Here is a 23081-nt window from a genome sequence, read left to right as displayed (position 1 = left end):
ATTCCTTTCTATAGTAAAGAATATGTTGCTAATTGTTCTCCCCACTGGGCGATTTCCGTTTCAATAAAGCCTGCTTTTTGGTACACCCTTTTAGCTGCTCTGTTCTCTGGGTTGTAACCAATTATAATAACGGGAATACCTTTTGAATTGATTTGTTTAATCTCACCAATGACAAGCTGTATTGCCTGTATGCCCAACCCTTTACTTTGGAAGGCTTGATCAATCATCAGTCTATAAATCCAGTAATTTCCGTCATCTTCATCAATTCCGTACATCGCGAATCCTACCATTTTATCATTTAAATAAATACCTTTAACATAGCGATCATGATAAAACTGTGCCTCAGCGATAGAATAGAGATTAGATGCGATGAATGAATGTTGATCTTCTTTAACGTTTAATTGGCAAGCCAATTCCCAGTTAGTTCTATCAATTGGCTTCAAAGTAAGTGTTTTCAACATTAATCTCCTTCTGATAACATATTCTTCCCACTTTTGTTAGGACAATAATATCATATTTCATTCTAAGGAAATCTGATTTTTGTGAAAAGACAATGAAAAACCCGAATGCTACGCATCCGGGATAATAATTTATTTATAGATTTTTATTTTTACAGTACGAACTCCCCATTGCAATGCCTTTGACTTAGTAGGCAAGTGAATATCAATTTTATTTCCTTTCATGGCACCACCAGTATCGCCGGCAATAGCCTCACCATATCCTTCCACCCATACTTTTGTTCCTAGTGGAATGACTTTTGGATCAACAGAAATAACTTTAGCGTTAGGGTTTTTCTTTAAATTAATGCCAGTGGCAGTAATTCCACTGCAGCCTTTACAGCTTGCTGTATAGGCTGTTGCTTTAACCGTCATAGTTTTATAAACAACTTTGTTACTGGTAGTAGACTTTTTTGTAGCTGCTTTTTTCACTGTTGCAGCGTTAGGTTTTGTTATCTTTAAAACTTGATTTGGCTTGATTATATCTGATTTAAGTCCATTCCAACTTTTTAGTTGGTTGACAGTGATTTTGTGTTTTGTTGCAATTTTCCATAAACTATCGCCTTTAGTAACTTTATATGTACTAGCCGCGGCAGATGAAACACCAGAAAAACTAAATAACAGAAAACAAGCGGTAATCGTCGAAATAACTATTTTTTTCAATGTAATAGTCTCTCCTAACCTTTGAATCTAGCATTAGTATAACAGGCGAATATGACAGGGATATTTCATTAAGGTAGGAATTGTGTTACATTTTGATTTCAGGATTGACAAAAACACACTTTCTCATTAAAGAAAGTGCGTTTTTGTCGTACTTACTAGGAGTTTTAATATAGAAGACTAACTCTATAATGTAGTTTTTCCAGCGTCTATTGACTGGCAAACAAATTGTTCTTTTACTATGATAAGCCAAAGGACAAAAAGAAACGCCGACTAAAACGCCAAGTCCTGTGGGAGGCGTTCCTACTCTTTTTTCCCTAATCCATGCATGATAGATTGAATAGTACGTTCGGTTTCAAGTTCATCATCCCATTCATAATTAGGAAAGAGGATGTAACGGGAAAATAGGTAACCAAACATATTAGTAAGCATAAGCCTAGCTAAACTAGTTGGTGGCATGTCGATTAATTGTCCCTTTTCTTGATAGATTTTAATTTTGTTAAGGAAAAGATTAAATGCTTTTTCACCAAAATGTTCAATAATATGAGATTTTAGTTCTGCTTGAAAAGGGATTTCTTGAAGGATAATTTTTATAATAGGTAATAGTTTAATTAAAATCGCTTTTCTGTTTTCAATCAAAGCCGTTAAAAAGTCCTCAACATGATCATATTGACGATCAAATACTTTGTTTAAATCATTTACGACGATTGGTCCAACTAACCTTGTAATAAGAGGCATCACAATGGACATAAGAAGTTCTTTTTTGGTTTTATAGTGTCGGAAAATTGTCCCTTCGGCAACTCCCGCTTTTTTGGCAATTTCACTAGTTGAAGTAGAGGCATAGCCTTTTTCGGAAAATAAATCGATAGCTGCTTCAATGATTTTTTTTTGCTTTTCAGTAAAATTTTCTTTATCAAATATGTGTTCCATCATCAAATCATTATCAGACATTGTTTTCTCCTTTATATTTTTCGATACTTTTTCAAAGCTATAATATTAAGCACAATGAAAATACAAGCAAAGCCCAATAGAATAAAAAGATCATTTTTAATATCGTTTAAACCTAATCCTTTATACATGACATCTACTAAAGCATTGCCACCATAGTACATGGGTACAAATTTAGCAATGACTTGCAGCCAGTTTGCCATGCCTTCGACAGGAAGGATACCAGCGAAAAATATTTGGGGTACAATGGCGACCGGGATAAATTGCATCATTTGGAATTCTGAATTGGCGAAGGCTGATAAAAGAATTCCAAGTGACAGAGCTACTAAAGCTAACGTTAAATTAATGAGAATGACATTCCATAAAGAGCCAACTAGCGTCATATCCAATACTTTTACTGCATAAAAGACAACAATTAACGTTTGGATGATGGCAAATAAGCCGTATCCGAATACATATCCAAAAACGATATTCCATCGTCGAATAGGTGTTGCCATTAATCGATCCAATGTCCCCGTCGTCCGTTCCCTTAATAAGGCAATTCCTGAAATGAGGAAAACGAAGAAGAAGACAAAAAATCCAACCAAAATTGGGCTTAATAAATCGAAAAAGGTTGTATCTTTATCCCCGTAAATAAATGTAGTATGGAGATTTGGTGCTGACACTTGTTCCATCTGTGGAGGTTTTACTTGTAGCTTGGTCTGTATGTCATGAACAAACTTCTCCATATTTTCAGCCTGTTTTTTTGCATTAATGGCTGCAATAGTTTGTTGAACATTCATTTGCAACGCTTTCGCTTTGGACGTTTCGTCATTTACAAGTGTTAAAGTAATATTATCTTCCTTAATGTCTAAAACCCCATCTAAATCATGTTCTTCGATGAAAGTCTTAGTATTTCTAAGCTTGTCATAGTGGATCACTTCAAGATCTTTATCTTTTAATAGATCAAATAGTGCGTCGCCCTTTGAAATATTTACGCCAAGTCGAGGTGTGTTTGATTCCCCGGAAAGCAAATAATGAAGAAGGGTTAGAATAAGTAGTGGGGCAACCATCATTAACGCAAGAGCCCGTTTATCTCGCAACATCTGCAGGATAATACGCTTAACTAAAGCAAATATTCTCATTCTTTTTCCCCTCCAGCCTTTAAAAATATCTCTTCTAAACTTGTAATTCCATATTTCGTTCTTAATTCCGACGGCGAACCGCTCGTGATGATTTCTCCATCCCTAACCATAGCTAGTCGATCACATTTTTCAGCCTCGTCCATAACATGGGTTGTGATTAATATCGTTTTGCCTTTATCTTTTAAAAAGCGGAGCTCGGCCCAAATCGATTGTCTCAATTCCGGGTCAATCCCAACAGTTGGTTCATCCAAGATAAGAACTTGTGGATCTTGGATGAGGGCAATGGCGAGAGATAATCTTCGTTTCATACCGCCGGAATAGTCGCGAACTTTCTTTTTAAGGTCAGAAGTAAGATTGACTAGATTAGCGGCATATTCAATTCGTTTTTTCTTTATATCCTTTTTTAACTTATATAGTGTTGCAAAGAAAGCAAGATTTTCTTCACCAGTCAAATCATTATATAAGGCATCTGCTTGGGCCATATAACCAATTTTTTGCAATAAATGTAAGTTTGGAACAGCTGTACCGAGTACGTGAACATTTCCTTTGGAAGGAAGATCCATCCCTACGATGATTTTAACTAAAGTTGTTTTTCCTGAACCAGAAGGACCGATTAATCCGCATATTTGACCAGGTTCCACGTTTAAATCTACCTTATTTAAGACTACTTTTTTTCCAAAGCTTTTGCTAACGGTATTAACAACAATCGTCGATGTCATTTTCCAGCCTCCTTTTGTGAGTGATTACTCACTTTTATTATAAATATTCAATTTACCAATTACAATGACGGAAGCTATATGTTATAAAAAATAAAATTTGACGATTTTGTAAATGCTTCCAATCAGTCTTCAATGTGTGTTATAATATTGCACTAAGATAAGGGGTAATGACTGTATCTCTATATTTTATTTTTAAATGTACCTTAGTTTGTGATATGTCGAACAAAGTTGTGTTTTGAGGATTTATGAAATGGGTGTGGAAAATATGAGTGTTGTAACGATAGAAAGATTAGTAAAAAAATTTAAACTGAAAGTTTTAGCAGGGGAGAACGAGCTTCAGCGAACTGTAACGAAACCGAAAGCACATCGCCCAGGCTTGGAATTTGTCGGTTATTTTGATTTTTTTCCAATGGAGCGCGTGCAAATTCTAGGTAGGACTGAAATCACTTACTTGCATACTCTTAGCAAAAGTGAAAGGAAATATCGGATTGGGAATATTGTAAAATACCATCCACCTTGCTTTATCGTGACTGCTGGTCAAGAAGGGTTGGAGTATTTAACGCGATATTGCGATGAAGAAGGGATTCCGTTATTACATACCCAAGAACGAACATCTGTATTTATAGCAAAGCTTGATGCTTTTATGATAAAAGAATTAGCGCAAGAAATGTGCATCCATGGTGTTTGTGTAAATGTATCGGGAATGGGGATTTTATTACGTGGGAATTCAGGTGTAGGAAAAAGTGAAACGGCCCATACATTGATCCGCCGCGGGCATAGACTTATAGCTGATGATATTGTTATGCTTAAAAAACTTAGCCCCCAAACGTTGCTTGGAACTCATAATGAGAGCAATAAAGAATTCCTCGCCCTTCGTAGCATCGGTCTATTAAATGTCGTTCGTTTATATGGAAGAAGAGCATTCCAGGAAGAAACAAGGATTGCATTGGATATTGAACTAACAAAATGGCGAGAGAATTCCTTATATAACGAATTAGAAGTCGAGCAGAAATTTACTGAATATATGGGAGTCCGCATTCCCCATATTGAAATTCAGCTTCAACCAGGTCGTGATGTTGCTGGATTAATAGAAGCAGCTGCAAATAACTGGTACTTAAGGCAACAAGGATACAGTCCGATGGAAGAGTTTATGAGTCGATTGGAATTGGATAATAATTAAATGTTTTGATAGAATTCTTTCCTTGTTTTTTATGAAACTTAAAAACGATTTATCTCGCGTGCCGGTAGACATGGAAAAAGAAGGGGAAAGGTAACGCAAGGTGATCTTGCGTGACTTAGGTATGAAAAAAGCAGGGAGAAGGGCACGCAAGGGTATCTCGCGTGCCTTTAGATGTGAAAAAAATAGCGAGAAGGGTATGCAAGGAGCCCCTGCGTGCCTTTAGGTGCGAAAAAAAGCAATGAAGGTAATAGGTGTTAATCAAACGATTGATTAATTCGAAATCCAGAGAATAAATTGTTAATCAAACGATTGATTAGTTCGAAATCCAGAGAATAAAGTGCTAATCAAACGATTGATTAGTTCGAAAACCAGGAGAATAAAGTGTTAATCAAACGATTGATTAGTTTGAAACCCAGAGAACAAATTGTTAATCAAACGTTTGATTAGATTGAAAACAGATGAGGAGCATAGGATTTTTGACCTCTCGACCCGCAAACCCGAAAAAAAGCAGGAAAAGCCACGCAATAAATCATTCATACAATCAGAATATAAAATGAAAAAAGGAACGCGTGCACCTTCTTGCGTTCCTTTTTACTTTGGAAGAACAAAAAAAGCAGGTGGAGAAACGCCACCCGCTTTCATCACACCTGCACATTTAAAAGCTTAATTATTCATTAAATCAATCACTATTCGATTTGAGAAATACGGATCTTCATACTTTACTTTGTCTACTTTTAAATGGAAACGTGCTTCAAATGTATGCCCATTGATAATATCAAATGTCACTTTTGAAAGGGTAGGGCTGTTTGCAATCGTGACTGTTTTGCTTTCATTAGATAAAAGAGGGGAGCCTATTTCTGCGTAAGGAACGGTTAATATGAGTAGTCCTTTTTCTTCGGAAATTTCGTAATCTGTGTTTTTATTTAAATCGAAAACAACTCTCGCATAGCCTGGATTGACACTATGTCTAATATTGTTGATTATGTTTTGAGCTACGATAACAGATCGTTTAGCTTGGAAGTCTTTATAATTGACGGTTACCATGCCTGTCCCTGGTTTCTCTGCGGTAAATGTATTTCCATTAATTGAACCAATATTTCCCTCTACCTTCCAAGATAATTGAGAAGGATTAATATCAAGTTTTTTCCCATTTTTATCAAAGCCCAACAACGTCAACTCTTTGGACTGCCCAGGTGCTAATTCCAAATCATACGGTAAGATTCCTAAAACACCTTCAATTTTATATGGCTGAGCTTTTGCAGGATAAGGGCCATATAGCAAATGTTGATTTCTGATGTTATGAACCCAGTCTTCTAGTTCATCTTTCCATAGATTTGTAATCTCCTCAACAGATCGATCCTCTACTATCATTGGACGAACTCGCTTGTCCCCAATTAAAGAATCATAAGATGAAGTCATTTGAAATTTTTCGGGATTTTGATCTTTCATTGCATCGACTAAATGAAGGCCAAGTTCGACTAAATTAATACTACTTTTGTTGTCGATGTGCACTTGCACTCCACCCACACGTTGGCCTTGGTATTTACCGAACATCGGAGTAAAATAAGTCGCCCGGAATGTGACACCCTTTATTTTTCGCCCATTCAGTTCGTCTGCTAAATCTTCGCCATTGATCCACGGGGCTCCTAGCATTTCAAATGGTTTCGTTGTCCCCAGTCCTGTGGAAAGGGAAGTATCATCTAGTAATTCCGTTCCAGTATATAAAAATGCCGTATCATTTGTTGGAATATTAGGTGATGTCAAAACGAAAGGAAGACCAGTGTCCTCGAAGTGCATCGTCCTTTTCCAACCTTTCATTTTCGCTACCTTCAAATTAACACCGAGGTTATATTCATGATTCCACATCGTTGCCAATTCCCCTACCGTCATGCCATGTCGAACCGGAAGAAGGAATCTTCCCATAAAGCTTACCGTATCGGCATCACGAACAGGTCCTTCTACACGAACACCGCCAGTTGGATTTGGCCGATCAAGTACAATCACTTCTTTATCAAATTCAGCAGCTGCTTCCATAACAAATCCAAGTGTATAAATATATGTATACACATTGGAGCCAACGTCTTGAATATCAAACAATAGGACATCCACGTTATCCAACATATTTTTCGATGGTTTCCAAGTAGAACCGTACAAGCTGTATACCGGAAGTCCTGTCCGTTCATCAATATAGGACTCTACATAGGCGCCCGCTGGCTGATCTCCACGAATCCCGTGTTCGGGCCCAAACAATGCTGTTAAATTTACATCAGGATGTTCATATAATAAATCGACTGTGCTCACAAGGTTGCTATCAACCCCCGTTGGATTAGTAACGAGTCCAACTCGCTTTCCTTTAATCCAATCAAGGTGGCTTTCCAATAATACTTCAATTCCTGGTTGAACCTTAGTAGAAATATCGTTCTCTTTTGCTTTTGTTAGATGTGTATTTCCTGGAAGTGAACATGCTATTACTAGTAAAATGACAAAAATAGTATAAAAACCTCGTCTAAATTTTTTCACTCTATCACACACCTCCTTGAAATTACTATTATTATAAAGGATAGATAGTAGAAACAAATGAGACTAATTAACTGTTCTTAATAATTTGAATATTGGGACCTGCAAAAGGAAAAAGGAGTTCGATTATGTTTTGTTGAAATAAAAAAGAGCTAAAAAAGGGGAGAGGGCAAGGTGGAAAAGAAGAAACTCATTAGAATATTTGATAGACAGGCATCGAGATATGATAAAAGCAAAGAGACACTAAAACAACAAAGTATGAGAAAAAGCCTCATTAGTAAGGCAGAGGGAGAGGTGCTAGAGCTAGCGGTTGGAGCAGGTGCTAATTTTCCATACTATCAATCTGGCGTCAAAGTGACAGCGATTGATTTCAGTAATGCTATGCTTGAAAAGGCAAAGATTACAGCGCGAAATAATAATGTAGACGCAAAGTTCATTTGTTCAGATATAGAAGAGATAAGCTTTGAACAGCATTCCTTCGATACAATTGTTTCAACTCTATCTTTTTGTAGCTATGAGAATCCATTGTCCATGATGAAAAATATCCAACAATGGTGCAAGCCGGGAGGAAAGATTTTGCTTCTGGAGCACGGCATTAGCAACAATCGATTCGTAGCTTTCCTACAAAAAATACTTAATCCTCTTTTATACCGAACTATTGGATGCCATCATACAAGAAATATAATGGCAATGACTAGGGATGCTGGACTATCTGTAGAACAAATGGAAAATTACTATTTAAATATGGTGTATGTCATTTGGGCTCGACCAGGAAAAAAGTATTATTAAAGTATTATTTTCTTTGTTTCGATGGTGGGTAACCCTTTATAGTTTTATATACTTTCGAAAAACGATAGATATTGTTAAATCCTACACGCTCCGCAATCTCCGAAATGGTTAATATCGAATTTGCCAACAACTTATCGGCCTCATAAATACGGTGAAGATTAATAAACTGAATGAAAGTTGATCCAGTCAATTCTTTAAATACTTTGCAGAAGTGATATGGACTAAGGTTCACGATAGATGCTGCTTTTTCAACGGTTATTTTATTGGAATAATTGTACTCTATAAAGAGGAGAAGAGATTTAAACCGCTCCGCTTTTTTCTTTAATGCATCAAGTTGTAGTTCATCACTATGCTTGCAGACAAACCAGCGGTGCAGCCATGTGAAGATTAATTGGCAATATGCTCTTACCGCAAGCTGATATCCAGTATGTTGGTTTGTAAATTCTTCAAGAAGCGATTCAATGGCTTCTTTCATGATGCGATATTGTGGGTGACTTTGATGTATTATATTAGCCACTTTAGCCTTTCTCGTTAAATAGGAAGAAACTACATCTTCGGATCGCAATCCATCCAATTCATTGCCAAGTATAGATGAATGAAAAACAATCGCATCATATTGTACGCGGTTAGGATATTCAGATAAGGCGGAATGGAGCTCACCACTATTTACGAACAGTATATCTCCCGCAGTGGCAGAGAGGCGGTTTCCATTTATATAAAATACAGTTTCACCTTTCCTTAATAAAATAACTTCATAATGCTCATGCCAATGGAGATGTAGTGTTTCTGATTCCAATGTATCCGTATGAAAAATATTAATCGGGAATGAGTCGTCAATCAGGTTAGTATTTTCCCATAATTCATCACGCATCGTAAACACCCTCTTAATCGCAAGATAAGACAAAAATACCGCAATAAACGATATAGTAGACTACTAGAAAAGTATAATACAATAAATGTAGGATGTAAAAATAGGAGGCTATTGTGATGAAGCAAATCAGAATCGGAACATTAGTTAATGGAGATACAGCTGTGGACGTCATTCCACAAATAGTACAACATGGATTTGAATCATTTGGGCTAACATTTTGGCAAACGACAGGGAATTTTGATTTCGTAGAAAATGCCAAAAAAATAAGAGAGTTAATGGATAAACATGATTTTGTCATTTCAACAGTAGGTGTTTTTGGGAATCCATTAACTGGCCATGGAGATAATGCAGATACATTGGCAAGCTGGGAACGTTTAATTGATAATGCGCATTTATTCGGTGCTGAAATTGTATGTGGATTTACTGGAAGAATAGTGGATCGTCCAATTGATGAATCAATTGGGAAGTATACAGAAGTTTTCGGAGAATTAGGCAAAAGAGCCGAAGACCGCGGTGTGAAAATTGCATTTGAAAATTGTGATATGGGAGGGACTTGGTCACGCGGTGACTGGAATATTGCCCATAACCCAACAGCTTGGGAAATGATGTTTAACGCAGTGCCTTCCGATAATATTGGACTACAATGGGAACCTTGTCATCAAATGGTTAGCCTAATTGATCCAATTCCACAGCTTCGGAAATGGGCGCCTAAAGTATTTAACGTCCATGGCAAGGATGCAACCATCGCTTGGGATGTTGTAAAAGAACATGGAGTACATGGCCCACACGAATATGTTTGGCATCGGACACCTGGATTTGGAGATACAAATTGGGCTGATATCATCACGATTTTAAGACAAAATAACTACACGGGTTCTATCGAGATTGAAGGCTGGCATGACCCTGTATATAAAGATGAACTCGAAATGACTGGACAAGTACATGCATTAAATTATTTAAAACAATGTCGTGGTGGGAATTTTATCCCAAACCCGAAATAAGCCAAAATGCAAAAGGAGACGTAAGTGATGTGATGAACACCGTCTCCTTTTTTGTTCCATTAATTTTTCTCTATATAATACTCGCCAAGCGCTTCTTTGAGCTGATATTGAGTAGTTGAAAGCTCTTTTTGAATGAAAGAGTTCACTTCATCTTGTGACAAATCATACATTACTTCGATCTCCTTAGAAAATAGAAGTGCTTCTTTTTCTAGTAAGTCAGATAACGAAGGAAGGGGATTAGGTTTAATCTCTTCAGCTGATATTGTTTGCTGCAGGCCTTTTAAATAGTAATCTAGCGGTCTTGCTCCAACAATTTTAACTCCTTTATTTTCATCATTTGCCATGATAATCGTAGGAAATCCACGAACTCCAAGTGATCTGGCAAGTGCAAAGTCTTGGTCCAATAATTGTTTCCCGATGGAACTTGCAGCTTCCTTTACGATAGACGAGCCATCAAGACCAAGTTGATTGACAATATCGATTAATACTTCGTCATCGCCAATATTTTGATTAAATACAAAAACAGCTTCTCTTGCTCTTCGTAAAAACTCTTGTGCTAACTTCTCATCACGTTGCTGAATAACCTTGAATACCCTTGAAGGTGGGTAGGATGATTGAATTGGATTGTCCAGCCAAAGAGATCCATCAATTGGCATCCGGGAATGTTCTCCAACTTCTCTCCAATGCTCTGCAACATCTGCAGGGTTATTGATTCCATTAGCTTTATCAGCAAACCCATTCCAGCTTTCCAATAGTCCTCCCATTACAGTATGAAATTTGATGTAATGACCATACTGTTCTTCAAATCGTCGCAAAACTGGTTCAAGTGCCCAACAATGGGAACAAATTGGGTCAGTAACATAATAGAGATCGATTGTTTTTTGAGGTTTGTTCAAATCAATCATTACCATGTCGTTGTCTTCTCCAACTTCTCCGCAAATCCCTGTTTCTAAATCACAGATCATATTGTTCTTCAAGATGATTACCTCATTTCTTTATAGTGTTTTATAAGTCTGAGCCCATTTTTGAACGGGTTCAAGTGCCTTTGTCAAGGCGAAACCTTTTTCAGTTAATTCATATGAAATCATTACTGGGGATCCACCGCTTACCTTTTTTTCTATCAATCCGTATTCGACTAGCTCGGATAACCTAGACGATAGTGCCCTAGGTGTTATATCTGGAAGATCCTTCTTTAATTCTGAAAAACGCGCTGCCCCACCCGGACAAAGAGAAAGATAATGTACAATCAAACCGTTCCACTTTTTCCCTAAAATCTGAAATGAGAATTCTAAGTATGGACAGATATCCACGATCATCACCTCTTGAAATCATCTTACCTCGATATAAAAAATATATCAAGTATAAAATATATATCATTAATATATAAAAAAACAGTCCTATACGATAGGACTGCTGCAATGTATTATTCAGGAAAATCCACATTATGATACACTTGACTCACATCTTCTAAGTTTTCCAAGGCATCGATCATTTTTTCAAATTGCGCTTGTGTGTCTTCTGGTAGTGTTATATGGTTTTGAGCAAGCATTGTCAGTTCTGCTACTGCAAATTCTGTGATACCTGCTGCTTTTAAAGCTTCTTGCACAGCATGGAATTGATCAGGTTCAGCGTACACGATCACCGTTTCATCTTCTTCGGAAATATCTCTTACATCAATATCAGCTTCCATCAATAGCTCGAGCACTTCATCGGCTGTTTTTCCTTCAATCCCAATGACCGCTGTGGCATCAAACATGTAAGCAACAGATCCACTGACACCCATATTGCCTCCGTTTTTACCAAAAGCAGCACGAACTTCAGAAGCTGTGCGGTTTACATTGTTTGTCAGAGCGTCTACGATCACCATAGATCCATTTGGTCCGAACCCTTCATAGCGAAGCTCATCATAATTTTCCTCTGAGCCACCTTTTGCTTTTTCAATCGCTCGGTCAATAATCGCTCTCGGAACATTATACGTTTTTGCTCGTTCAAGGACGACTTTCAACGCCTGATTCGATTCCGGATCGGGTTCACCTTGCTTTGCAGCTACATATATTTCACGCCCAAACTTTGCATAAATACGACTCGTATTTGCATCCTTTGACGCTTTCTTTTCTTTAATATTGTTCCATTTACGACCCATTATGAACACTCACTTTCAACATAAAATGTATACAACATTTTGAATAAGTACAATGTGATGCATGTTATACACATTGCATCATTTCTAGACTATTATATCACATGAATTGTGAGGAAAAAATGATGCGGAAAAAAGGAAATCCATTTAGATAACTACTAATATAGTTACTGAAACATGTAAAAAAGTAGTAGGGTACTCGAAACGGTAATTGAACTTTAGGTTAATCTAATTATAATTATTTATTATTGCCTACAGACTCTAATTTCTGCTAATCTTATACTAAGGAAAGTAACTTACATTTTATGTAATCGACATATTTCGCTGAATATTATATAGGAAACTTGCGGGATTCACGAACATTATTTATTTTCCAATTAAAAATATTCGTCTTTTCTATTGACCAATCTAGGACTTTTATGCTATTAATAGAAATATAGAAAACAATTAAAAAAGTTCATTCAATGTATATGCTTGAGAATATGGCTCAAGTGTCTCTACCAGGTAACCGTAAAATACCGGACTACATGAAGAACAATGAAAATGATATGTTAGGCTTTGTCATTATTTTTCTCTTTTTAAACGTCATTTTCTTCGTTCGTCAACGTAGATCGGAACCTGGGTAGACATTGTACCCAGGTTTTTTTGTGTCTGGTTACAGCGCCTATCGACTAGCAAATTTCTTGTCCATCTCCCTACGATAAGTCAACATCGACTCGCCTTGTAGGCTCGTCGTGTTTCCTTTATCTCTGTCGATGGCCCCGAAGTTTGTACGTCGATGGGCAAGGCGCTTACGCTTTTCTTCGCATTTACATCCAGAACTTAGGAGGAAAATCATGAATCGTTATTTTAATTTTAAGGAATTGAATACGAACTACCGTCAAGAGTCTGTTGCGGGTCTGACAACGTTTCTTGCCATGGCATACATTCTTTTCGTCAATCCATCCATTTTAAGTGCAACTGGTATGGATCAAGGTGCTATTTTCGTAGCAACAGGTCTTGCTTCTGCTCTTGCATGTTTAATCATGGGTTTATGGGCGAAATATCCAGTTGCTTTAGCGCCAGGAATGGGAATTAATGCTTTCTTTGCTTTTACAGTTGTATTAGGAATGGGTATTCCTTGGCAAACAGCTTTAGCAGGAACATTTATTTCTGGTCTTATTTTCTTCATTTTAACATTAACAAAAATTCGCGAAACAATTATCAATGCAATTCCTGAACAATTGAAGCTTGCAGTTGCATCTGGTATCGGTTTGTTTATTGCTTTTATTGGTTTTCAAAATGCTGGGATTGTAAAAGAAGCTCAGCCTGGTACAACGATTGTTGCTCTAGGAGACATCACTGCTCCAACAACTTTACTAGCTATCTTTGGTTTGATTGTTACTGCATTTTTCATGATTAGACGTTTTAGAGGAGCAATCTTTTACGGAATGATCGTTACTTCCGTTGCAGGTATTATTTTTGGCCTTATTGATCTACCATCTGGAGTTGTTGCTCCAATTCCAAGTCTTGAGCCAACTTTTGGTGCTATGTTCAGTCATTTAGGTGATATTTTTACACCGCATATGCTTGTTGTTATTTTTACATTATTGTTTGTTGATTTCTTTGATACAGCAGGTACTTTATTAGCTGTTACTCGTCAAGCAGGATTATTAGTCGATGGAAAACTACCTAGAATCGGACGTGCTTTGTCTGCTGACTCTATCGCAACGATGATTGGAGCTATTTTAGGAACTTCTACAACTACTTCTTATGTAGAATCAACTTCTGGGGTTGCGGCAGGTGGACGTACAGGCTTTACATCTATCGTCACTGCAGGATTATTCATCTTAGCATTGTTCTTTTCACCATTATTAAGTGTTGTTACACCGCAAGTTACGGCTCCTGCTTTAATTGTGGTTGGAATTTTGATGTCATCGGCATTGGCTGAAATCAAATGGAATGAATTTGAATTTGCGATTCCAGCTTTCTTGACTGTCGTAACTATGCCTTTAACTTATAGCATTTCAACGGGTATTGCTCTAGGATTTATCCTTTATCCATTAACAATGGTATTCAGAGGAAAATACAAAGAAGTTCATCCAATTATGTATGTTTTATTCTTAGTGTTTATTGCATATCTAGGTTGGGCTGTATAATAATATAAAGTTTTTTGGGAACCCAAAGAATGGGAATGCACATAATATATGGGCATTCCCTATTTTCTAATTTCAATGGGAGAGTGACATCTATGCAAAGCAATAGAAAAAAACTATATGAAGTTAGTCAGCAACTTTCCAAGGTTGCGAGAGGAATAGAAAAGGCTGATTTAGTAATAAAAAATGGTACGTTAGTGAATGTATTCTCTGGTGAATTACTTGAAAACATGGATGTCGCGGTCTCTCAAGGGAGAATTGCCTATATTGGGAATGCCGATCATACAATTGGTAAACAAACGAAAGTAATTGACGTTAATCATAAATATATCACTCCGGGCTTATTGGATGGTCATATGCACGTTGAAAGTACGATGCTTTCTGTGACCGAGTTTGCGAAAGCGGCATTACCAAAAGGGACAACGGGTATTTTTATGGATCCACATGAAATTGCCAATGTTTTCGGTGTTGAAGGTGTTCGTTTAATGCATGAGGAAGGGCAGCAGCTTCCGCTAAAAGTGTTCACAACATTTCCATCATGTGTTCCAGCTACAACAGATTTCGAAGATGCGGGGGCATCATTGGGTGTTGAAGATATTAAAGCTGGCTTACAGTGGGAAAATGTAGCTGGGCTTGGAGAAGTCATGAACTTCCCAGGAGTTGTTTTCGGAGATCCTCTTATGATTGGAGAAATTGAAGAAACGATCAAAGCGAATAAAACGGTAACAGGGCATTTTCCTGCAGATGACTCACATATGCTTCAAGCTTATATTGCCGCAGGAGTTACTTCCGATCATGAGACAGTTACGAGGGAACAAGGGCTTGAGAAGGTCAGATTGGGTATGCATCTGATGATTCGTGAAGGTTCCGCCTGGCATGATGTAAAAGAAGTAATCAAAGTCGTAACAGAAGATAAAGTAAACACTGATAATATCAGCTTAGTGACAGACGATGTTTACCCGCAAACACTTATTGAGCAAGGACATTTAAACCATGTTGTTCGTCGGGCCATTGAAGAAGGGGTTGACCCTGTAACGGCGATTCAAATGGCGACGATCAATGTTGCACGATATTTTAAATTAGACCAAGATCTAGGAGCTATAGCACCTGGAAAGTATGCAGATATTTTGATCATTGAAGATCTTCATAAAGTCGAGCCAGTTATAGTAATTACGGATGGGGAAGTTGTTTTTGATAATGGAAATCTTGTAAAACAATTCCCTACGTTTACTTATCCTGACCATGTAAGAAATTCAATCAATTTGAAATCAGAACTGACTCCAAAAGACTTTTTGTTAAAAAGTAACGCTGAAGAAACAACAGATGTAAATGTGATTAAAATTATTGAAAACAGTGCTCGTACGGAAAAAATGACATCAAGCTTACAAGTGGTTGATGGTGTAATCCAACCAGATGTAGAAAAAGATATTTTGCAGCTTGCTTGTATTGAACGTCATCATGCAACAGGACAGATTTCTCTTGGATTTGCGCATGGCTTCCAGTTGAAAAAAGGAGCAGTTGCTTCCACAGTAGCCCATGATAGTCATAATCTACTCGTGATGGGAACAAACCCTGAGGATATGGCATTTGCTGCAAACGAACTTGCTAAAATGGGTGGTGGCATGATCGTAGTAGAAAATCAAAAGGTCCTTGCGAAAGTAAGCATGCGTATTGCCGGACTCATGTCTGATCAACCGCTTGAAACTGTTGTAAAAGAAGTTCAACAACTCGAACAAGCATGGAAGGAAATTGGTTGTCCAATCCACGCACCATTTATGACATTTTCACTCATTGCCTTACCAGTTATACCGGAAATTCGTATATCAAATCGTGGAATTGTCGATGTTACGGAATTTAAATTAATTGAAACGGAAATTAAATAGATAGAAATAAAATCAGCAGGGGAGTATTCCTCTGCTGATTTTTTTTATATAATGAACGTCGTATTGGTACATATAAGAAAGAGCTGGAAAGAGCCGAATTAATCATTATCGGCGTTTTTTATTTTCTACTTCCGAACAACTTGAGAGAATGTAAAAGTTTTTTTAAATTTCCGGTATTGAAACAAACTCACCTTTAACCATAACTTTTCGATTAGCTGGCTTTCGTGCTACGACTTCTGCTGTTGAAGCTGCGTCAACAAATACAAAATCTGCATCATCTTGAACGTTTGGCCACACTTTATTTCCCAAAGAGTCTAAAGGTGTCACTCCTCCTGTTGCCCATTTCAATCCTAAACGTAGAGAGCGTTCATCAATTCTTCTGTTTAATTCACTAAAGCGTGTCACTTTCTCTAACACATCACCTGTACCGTAGGGGCTCCAAGAATCATAAAATCCGTCACAACCGAAGTAAACGCGGACTCCGTGACGATCTAAAAGTTCAATTGGAGGCAAGGTGCGTCCTAGGCCAATAGGGACAGTTGACATAATAGCTACATCTTGTTCTGATAGACGAGCGGAAATCTGTTCCTGTTGAAGAATCGGTACATCGCCAAGACAAAAAGAATGGCTCAGTGCGGTGCGCCCCTTGTATTTTGCTTCTTCCACAATATCGATCCACTTATCCGCGGTATAATAGCCAACAAAACCTCCGTCGTGTAAATGAATATCTACATCGGCATCGAACTCTGTTGCAATATCCATTATTTCATAAAGTGATTTTTCTATTGCATTGTCAATTCCAGCAGGATCCAACCCTCCAACCATTGTCGCTCCATTTCTTAAAGCTTCTCGCATCAGAGCAGGGACGTTTTCACGTAGTAGCCCATGCTGCGGGAAGGCAACAATGTCATATGTAACATTTCCTTTAAATGATTCTAGCGCTGCTATGACACCTTCTAAATTTTTCATTCCAATATAAGGATCGATGTTCACATGTGTACGAATATGTGTTGAACCATAACCTAGTAATGTTTCAATCATTTTCGTTGCACGCTGTTTTGCGCTTCCTGCTAATTCCATTAATTCCTGGGCTTCTAAATATAGACGTTCCTTGAGACTTGATACGGGAATACATGCTTTCCAATCAAGTGTCATATACGTTTTATCTAAATGGTTATGCATTTCTTTAAAGGTAGGGATTGCAAGCATTTTTTTCATATCTAGTTGTTCTTCACCTGAAGGGATCATTTCTTTTTCAGATAGTTGTTCCACAATTTTTCCGTTATGTATTTTTAAATGAAAGATAGCGGTTTCAGTTTCTACAACACCACTACTTAAAAAACGTTCTCCAACTTCTAATTTTACATTTGTTAGCCATTTTGTTTGTTTCATTGTCATTTCTCTCCCCTCTCTAGTTTTGAGCGGACAACATTTCCTTCGAATAATACGTGGGTGATAGGTAGGCGCCGTGCTACAGCTTGTGAAGAAGAAACAGCGTCAACGAGTATCATATTCGCTGAATCGCCTTTTTTCGGCCATACTTGTTCACCTATGTCGTTCAAAGGTGTAATGCCGCCAGTGGCATATTTCCAGGTACGGTTAAGAGAATATTCGTCTATGAAGCGGAAGCGCTCAGCTAATACGCAAAGCTTTTCGATAGTGTTGCCAGTTCCAAATGGAGACCAGTGATCTGTCAAGCTATCATGTCCCAGAGAAACGGGCACTCCATTTTCGTAAAGGTATGGAATCGGAATCGTTGGTCGATTAATTGGTACAGTTGAGGTTACATCAATCCCAGCTTCAACTAAAGCTGCTATCATATCATCCAATTCCTTGCCATTTAAATCACCAAGAGCCATGGCGTGGCTAATCGTGACTTTCCCGACTTTGCTAGCCTTTATAGTAAGGTCAGCTAATTTATAAAATTGAAATGCTCCTAAGGAGTTCGGATCATGAATATGGATATCCAATCCGGAATTCGATTCCACTGCAATATCCATCATTGTATTTAATGATTTGTCAATATTTCGATCTATCGTAGCAGGATCTACTCCGCCAACAAGAGTTGCTCCCATTCTCATTGCTTCCCTCATCAATGGCTCGACTTTTGAACGAAGCAGTCCGTGTTGCGGAAAGGCAACGATATCATATGTAACTTGATTTTCAAATTTACTAAATGCTTCCCGAGTAATTTCAATATGTTTAGTGCCAATATTTGGGTCAACATTACAATGGGAGCGAATATGTGTATGTCCCTGAGATATGAGCCACTCAATCATTTTTTCTGCACGTTGTTGAGCTACAGGAAGTTGCTGAGGAAGTAAAGTTTCTTCTTCTTCAATCCGAGTTAATATTCCTTTTGTAATCGGGATGCAGGCTTTCCAAGGACCACTAAAATAAGTTTTATCTACGTGTATATGCATCTCTCTAAAAGAAGGCATAAGTAATTTACCTTCTGACTGAATGACAATATCTGCCTCAACCTGTATGTTTTGTTCAACTTCGATTACTTTTCCGCCCTCAATGAGAACATCGAATAGATCCGTCTTCGTTCCTTGAACTCGATCATTTATGTATTCAAAGCCTGTTTCTAATCTAGCTTGTTGGATGAGCAACTTTGTCATAAAAAAAATCCTCTCTAAATAAGTAGTTTAAAAAGTGGTACGTGGTTTCCTTTCTTTATATTACACTAGCACTCCCATGAAAAAATAATTGTTACGAAACTTTAATAGCTAAAATGGGATAGAATCATTTAAGCTTCTTACGATGGCAAGGAGCTTTTTTGTGTTTAAAATATAGTTATAATCAAAAAAACTACAATTTGAAAAAATATTTATTTTTGTATGAACGATTGTCGCATATCGAGCGTCATATCATTAGAGCAAACAGAGAGGGGGTTCGTGTTTCGTTGGAGCAGGCAGAAGAGAGAAAGTTAATATCACGTGCGAAAAAGGGAAATGATGAAGCATTCACGGCACTTTTTCAAAAAAACTATATGTTTTTATATAAATATTTAATAAAGCTTAGCCTTGATCCTAGCTTAACAGAAGATTTGACTCAGGAAACGATGCTGAAGGCTTATGTTCATCTTCCGAATTTCAAAGGTGACTCCAAATTTTCAACTTGGCTTATTTCCATAGCATCACGGGTTTATATCGATCATCAAAGAAAAGAAAAACGCGAACGAAAACGTTTTGAAAAGGCAAGAGATGATGCTACTCGTAAAGTGAAATGGGATATATCTATGGGCGGCCATGAGTGGACGGAGTACATGAGTCAGTTTGCCGAGTTAGATCCAGATATACGAGCCCCCATTTTACTAAGACATTACTATGGTTTTACTTATCCTGAGATTGCAACAATGCTTAACATTAAAGAAGGAACGGTTAAGACACGTGTGCACAACGGAATAAAACAAATTCGAAAGGAGTGGTCGTGATGAAGAATCATAATGAAGGAGAATGGCAAAACCGTTTTAAGAAGGATATGGCGAAGATGGAAGATGTATATGAACCAGCAATTCCAGAGCAATATCAGCTTTTAAATACTTTAAATGAATTTAAAATAAAACGGAAAAAGGCATTTATACGTGAATTGATTTTATTTATCGCCACGGCCTTTGCGATATTAACCTCCTATATTGTATTTACTTTTAAAATGCCACCTATTTTTTTGTGGGTTCAGGGACTGGCGTTTGTATTTATCCCGATTATTTTAATAGCGGAAAGTAGACGTAGAAATAAAAGGGATGGGGTGGAAAGCAATGGATTCTGAAGTGATGATATCCTTATTGCTCGTTTCCCCAATTTTACTGGCACAAAGTACGTTACTATTTATTGATGCCAAGAAAAAAGGAGCGCTTGCTTGGCTATGGGGAATATGGGGATTAATTCAATTTCCGTTGCCAACGATTTTTTATTATTTCATTGTCATTCGACCATATCAAAAAAAACTAAAAATGGAGGAAGAGTAATATGCCAATTTCATGGGAAGTTATCGCACCGTTAATTATTTTGCAGGTGATTCTGATGGCCTTTGCACTTACGAGTTGTATTAAGGAAGAGAAGACAAACGGCCCAAAATGGTTATGGATTATTATCATTGTCGTTGGAAATCTTGTAGGACCGGTACTTTATTTTATAATCGGAAAGAAAAAATATTGATCGGAGAATGGAAATGCTATTAACAGTAGAAAAATTATCAAAAAAGTATAAAGAACATGTAGCAGTTAAGGAATTGACACTTAACATTGAGCATAATCAATGTGTCGCGCTTCTAGGTCCGAATGGGTCAGGAAAAACGACAACCTTGAACATGTTATCTGGATTGTTAACCCCTACGTCTGGAAAAATTGTTTTTCAAGGTGGAACAACAATCAATCGGCAAGACATTGGATTTTTGCCACAATACCCAGCTTTTTTCTCTTGGATGACAGCTATAGAATATTTACAATTTGCTGGGAAACTCTCTAATCTCTCAAAAAGAGAATTGCAGAATAAAAGTAATGAAATGCTTTCGTTTGTAGGATTGGAAGAGGCCAAAAACAAACGGATCGGAGGATTCTCAGGAGGAATGAAACAAAGATTGGGACTAGCTCAAGCGATGCTTCACGATCCAAAGTTGCTCATACTGGATGAACCAGTATCTGCTCTCGATCCGACTGGGCGCCGTGACGTCCTGAATATTATGATGGAATTAAAAAAGAAAATGGCTATTTTGTTCTCTACTCATGTTTTACATGATGCGGAACAAGTATGTGACCACATCATCATGCTGAAAGAAGGAACTGTGAAGTGGGCTGGATCACTGGATTCGTTAAGGAAGAGGAAAATAGAAGAAACGTTCATCCTGTCCACTGAGGAAAAATTGGAGGATTGGATTAAGTCGAAGGAGTATGTAAAGGAGTATCTGTTAACGTCTCCAACATCGGCAGAAATTAAATTACACGAAGCAAGTCGAAACCGACTGCTTGAAGATTGTATAACCAATCATATGACAATTAATCGCTTTGAAGTAAAAAATCATACATTAGAAGATGCATACATGGAGGTGGTGAATCAATGAGTACCTTTCTTACGTTATTAAATAAAGAACTGTTAGAAGCGTGGAGAGATAAAAAGTTAATTTGGTTGCCAATTGTGCTCAGTGTACTTGCCATTTCCCAACCTATTACTCAATATTATATGCCGCAAATTTTGGATGCCGCGGGTAACTTACCAGAGGGAACCATCATTGAATTTCCTGTTCCAACGGGAGCGGAAGTGCTGGCAGGGACCTTATCACAAATAGGAACGATTGGAACTGCAATATTCGTTTTAAGTGTGATGGGGAGCATTGTGCAGGAAAGAAATAGCGGAGCGCTTTCCTTAGTAATGGCGCGCCCTGTTCAAGCATATCAATATATTACCAGCAAATGGGTCGCCAATGCCATTATCTTGTTAGCCTCTTTTATTATTGGTTATGGATTGTCCTATTATTATACGAATATATTATTCGAAGAAGTGGAAATCAAGCGGTTTTTTGCTAGTCTAGGGGTTTATAGTATTTGGATTTTGTTTACACTGACTGCCACGCTACTTGCAGGGACAGTATTTAAAAAAGTGGGGGGTGTTGCTGGAGCAAGCCTACTAACTGTAGCAGCACTTGCCTTATGTGGTTCCCTTTTCCCGAAATTCATGGGATGGAGTCCTTCGAATGCATTAAATCACGCTAGCTCCTATCTAGCTTCAGGAACATGGGGAGATGCATTTGGAACAATGATGTTTTCTAGTATTGCCCTAATACTGTGTGTTTTCGGATTAACTGTATATTTATTTAAAAAATATGAAAGCTATTAAGAAAGCAACCCTGCTATAAATTGCAGGGTTGCTTTTAGTAAATATGAACTCCTTTTGAATATAGCAAATCCTTTAATTCCTGGTACTTATTCCTGCTTAATGGTAGTTTCATTTCGTTGTGATTCATCTCGATTAAATAGGATCGTGTAAATGAATCCGGATAAATGGCCTTGATCTTGTCAATGGCGACAAGGAATGATTGGTGCGAACGGAAAAACCCATATTGGGAAAAAATCATTTCTAATGTTTGCATAGACTCGCTGCAATCGAATGAATCCCCTTCGTCACATTCGATAAAAACCTTTCTTCCTCTTTTTTCTAAAAATAAAATATCATTCACATTTACAATTCGAATGCCTCCGGAAACCTTTATTCCAATTTTTTGATCGAATTTAGGAGTATGAGGATTTTTAATTTCTTTTACCTTTTCCAATGCTTTCTCGAGGCGGAGCATATTAATTGGTTTTGTTAAGTAATCAACAGGATGTACCTCAAAACTCTTAAGGGCAAAGCCGGGATGCCCAGTCACAAAGATGACTAAAATGTCTGGATGTGTTGATTTTAAATGATTTGCCAACTCCAACCCATTCGTTTCGTCCATTTCGATATCTAAAAATATGAGGTCAACTCCATTTTTCTGCAAAAAACAAATGGCATCAAACGCGTTGTTTACTTCACCGACTATATTAATAAAGGAAAAGGATCTTAAGCTTGTTTTCAATGATTCAATGCACGTTTGATCGTCATCTACGAGTAACACATTGATTTCCAGAGTCTTCA

At 37.5% G+C, this 23081-nt stretch carries 25 protein-coding genes and 1 riboswitch; of the genes, 12 read left to right on the top strand and 13 right to left on the bottom strand.

The window, feature by feature from the left end:
• Positions 1-8 precede the first annotated feature (8 nt).
• The 5 genes from KHA93_RS15340 to KHA93_RS15320 all read right to left on the bottom strand — a co-directional run bounded on the left by KHA93_RS15340 (position 9) and on the right by KHA93_RS15320 (position 3948).
• On the bottom strand, positions 9-461 hold the full coding sequence (locus KHA93_RS15340; RefSeq protein WP_432806319.1) for a GNAT family N-acetyltransferase: 453 nt from the start codon (positions 459-461) through the stop codon (positions 9-11).
• Between the two features lie 129 nt (positions 462-590).
• Complete coding sequence (locus KHA93_RS15335; RefSeq protein WP_213111538.1) at positions 591-1160, bottom strand: 3D domain-containing protein; 570 nt, start codon at positions 1158-1160, stop codon at positions 591-593.
• Positions 1161-1460: 300 nt separating this feature from the next.
• Entirely contained in the window at positions 1461-2108 is a 648-nt protein-coding gene (locus KHA93_RS15330) for a TetR/AcrR family transcriptional regulator (protein WP_213111537.1), read from the bottom strand.
• 11 nt (positions 2109-2119) lie between these two features.
• Positions 2120-3229 (bottom strand): ABC transporter permease, encoded by a 1110-nt coding sequence (locus KHA93_RS15325; protein ID WP_213111536.1) that lies wholly within the window; start codon positions 3227-3229, stop codon positions 2120-2122.
• On the bottom strand, positions 3226-3948 hold the full coding sequence (locus KHA93_RS15320) for an ABC transporter ATP-binding protein (protein WP_213111535.1): 723 nt from the start codon (positions 3946-3948) through the stop codon (positions 3226-3228). Before KHA93_RS15320 ends, KHA93_RS15325 begins: the two co-directional genes overlap by 4 nt.
• 265 nt (positions 3949-4213) lie before the next feature.
• On the opposite strand from KHA93_RS15320, the gene hprK reads away from it, so the two are divergent.
• A complete protein-coding gene (hprK, locus tag KHA93_RS15315; RefSeq protein WP_213112959.1) occupies positions 4214-5128 on the top strand; it encodes an HPr(Ser) kinase/phosphatase in 915 nt (304 codons plus the stop codon).
• A 448-nt stretch (positions 5129-5576) separates the two neighbouring features.
• The gene (locus tag KHA93_RS15310) at positions 5577-5795 is read left to right on the top strand and encodes a hypothetical protein (protein WP_213111533.1); all 219 of its coding nucleotides are present in this window, start codon (positions 5577-5579) and stop codon (positions 5793-5795) included.
• Here KHA93_RS15310 and KHA93_RS15305 read toward each other — a convergent pair.
• A complete protein-coding gene (locus KHA93_RS15305; RefSeq protein WP_213111532.1) occupies positions 5792-7648 on the bottom strand; it encodes an exo-beta-N-acetylmuramidase NamZ family protein in 1857 nt (618 codons plus the stop codon). The genes KHA93_RS15310 and KHA93_RS15305 overlap by 4 nt on opposite strands.
• A 171-nt stretch (positions 7649-7819) precedes the next feature.
• On the opposite strand from KHA93_RS15305, the gene KHA93_RS15300 reads away from it, so the two are divergent.
• Entirely contained in the window at positions 7820-8434 is a 615-nt protein-coding gene (locus KHA93_RS15300) for a class I SAM-dependent methyltransferase (protein WP_213111531.1), read from the top strand.
• Positions 8435-8438: 4 nt separating this feature from the next.
• Here KHA93_RS15300 and KHA93_RS15295 read toward each other — a convergent pair whose 3' ends face one another.
• A complete protein-coding gene (locus KHA93_RS15295; protein WP_213111529.1) occupies positions 8439-9305 on the bottom strand; it encodes an AraC family transcriptional regulator in 867 nt (288 codons plus the stop codon).
• A gap of 116 nt (positions 9306-9421) precedes the next feature.
• Here KHA93_RS15295 and KHA93_RS15290 point away from each other — a divergent pair, with 116 nt between their 5' ends.
• Positions 9422-10306 carry a sugar phosphate isomerase/epimerase family protein gene (locus KHA93_RS15290; RefSeq protein WP_213111527.1) on the top strand — a complete coding sequence of 295 codons (885 nt, stop codon included), beginning with the start codon at positions 9422-9424 and terminating at the stop codon, positions 10304-10306.
• A gap of 59 nt (positions 10307-10365) precedes the next feature.
• Here the strand turns inward: KHA93_RS15290 and KHA93_RS15285 are convergent, their stop codons facing one another.
• From KHA93_RS15285 to KHA93_RS15275, 3 genes are all read right to left on the bottom strand, one after another.
• Entirely contained in the window at positions 10366-11283 is a 918-nt protein-coding gene (locus KHA93_RS15285) for a DsbA family protein (protein WP_233711177.1), read from the bottom strand.
• A gap of 18 nt (positions 11284-11301) precedes the next feature.
• Positions 11302-11616 (bottom strand): winged helix-turn-helix transcriptional regulator, encoded by a 315-nt coding sequence (locus KHA93_RS15280; RefSeq protein ID WP_213111526.1) that lies wholly within the window; start codon positions 11614-11616, stop codon positions 11302-11304.
• A gap of 113 nt (positions 11617-11729) precedes the next feature.
• The gene (locus KHA93_RS15275; protein ID WP_213111525.1) at positions 11730-12449 is read right to left on the bottom strand and encodes a YebC/PmpR family DNA-binding transcriptional regulator; all 720 of its coding nucleotides are present in this window, start codon (positions 12447-12449) and stop codon (positions 11730-11732) included.
• A 441-nt stretch (positions 12450-12890) separates the two neighbouring features.
• Positions 12891-12992, top strand: a riboswitch (purine riboswitch).
• Between the two features lie 290 nt (positions 12993-13282).
• Between KHA93_RS15275 and KHA93_RS15270 the strand changes: the two genes are divergently transcribed.
• Together KHA93_RS15270 and ade are read left to right on the top strand one after the other, a co-directional pair.
• Positions 13283-14584 carry an NCS2 family permease gene (locus tag KHA93_RS15270; RefSeq protein WP_213111523.1) on the top strand — a complete coding sequence of 434 codons (1302 nt, stop codon included), beginning with the start codon at positions 13283-13285 and terminating at the stop codon, positions 14582-14584.
• Positions 14585-14676: 92 nt separating this feature from the next.
• On the top strand, positions 14677-16464 hold the full coding sequence (gene ade / locus KHA93_RS15265; protein WP_233711176.1) for an adenine deaminase: 1788 nt from the start codon (positions 14677-14679) through the stop codon (positions 16462-16464).
• Between the two features lie 162 nt (positions 16465-16626).
• Here ade and KHA93_RS15260 read toward each other — a convergent pair whose 3' ends face one another.
• Together KHA93_RS15260 and KHA93_RS15255 are read right to left on the bottom strand one after the other, a co-directional pair.
• A complete protein-coding gene (locus tag KHA93_RS15260; protein WP_213111522.1) occupies positions 16627-17856 on the bottom strand; it encodes an amidohydrolase in 1230 nt (409 codons plus the stop codon).
• Between the two features lie 2 nt (positions 17857-17858).
• Positions 17859-19088, bottom strand: coding sequence for an amidohydrolase family protein (locus KHA93_RS15255; protein ID WP_213111520.1), 1230 nt, complete (start codon positions 19086-19088; stop codon positions 17859-17861).
• Between the two features lie 284 nt (positions 19089-19372).
• On the opposite strand from KHA93_RS15255, the gene sigY reads away from it, so the two are divergent.
• From sigY to KHA93_RS15225, 6 genes are read left to right on the top strand one after another with little or no spacing between them, the layout of a single operon-like run.
• Positions 19373-19903 (top strand): RNA polymerase sigma factor SigY, encoded by a 531-nt coding sequence (sigY, locus tag KHA93_RS15250; RefSeq protein WP_213112956.1) that lies wholly within the window; start codon positions 19373-19375, stop codon positions 19901-19903.
• Complete coding sequence (locus KHA93_RS15245) at positions 19903-20238, top strand: YxlC family protein (RefSeq protein WP_213111519.1); 336 nt, start codon at positions 19903-19905, stop codon at positions 20236-20238. The genes sigY and KHA93_RS15245 overlap by 1 nt, the downstream gene beginning before the upstream one ends.
• Positions 20228-20437 carry a transcriptional regulator gene (locus KHA93_RS15240; RefSeq protein ID WP_213111518.1) on the top strand — a complete coding sequence of 70 codons (210 nt, stop codon included), beginning with the start codon at positions 20228-20230 and terminating at the stop codon, positions 20435-20437. Before KHA93_RS15245 ends, KHA93_RS15240 begins: the two co-directional genes overlap by 11 nt.
• A 1-nt stretch (position 20438) precedes the next feature.
• The gene (locus KHA93_RS15235) at positions 20439-20627 is read left to right on the top strand and encodes a PLD nuclease N-terminal domain-containing protein (RefSeq protein ID WP_213111517.1); all 189 of its coding nucleotides are present in this window, start codon (positions 20439-20441) and stop codon (positions 20625-20627) included.
• 13 nt (positions 20628-20640) lie between these two features.
• A complete protein-coding gene (locus KHA93_RS15230) occupies positions 20641-21528 on the top strand; it encodes an ABC transporter ATP-binding protein (protein ID WP_213111516.1) in 888 nt (295 codons plus the stop codon).
• A complete protein-coding gene (locus tag KHA93_RS15225; protein ID WP_213111515.1) occupies positions 21525-22301 on the top strand; it encodes an ABC transporter permease in 777 nt (258 codons plus the stop codon). The genes KHA93_RS15230 and KHA93_RS15225 overlap by 4 nt, the downstream gene beginning before the upstream one ends.
• 34 nt (positions 22302-22335) lie before the next feature.
• Here the strand turns inward: KHA93_RS15225 and KHA93_RS15220 are convergent, their stop codons facing one another.
• Complete coding sequence (locus KHA93_RS15220) at positions 22336-23061, bottom strand: LytR/AlgR family response regulator transcription factor (RefSeq protein ID WP_213111514.1); 726 nt, start codon at positions 23059-23061, stop codon at positions 22336-22338.
• Positions 23062-23081: the final 20 nt, after the last annotated feature.

The organism is Lederbergia citrisecunda (assembly GCF_018343695.1).
Lineage (GTDB): Bacteria > Bacillota > Bacilli > Bacillales > Bacillaceae_C > Lederbergia > Lederbergia citrisecunda.
The sequence above is the reverse complement of the archived record's forward strand: the minus strand, read 5'-3'. Positions and strand labels throughout refer to the sequence as shown.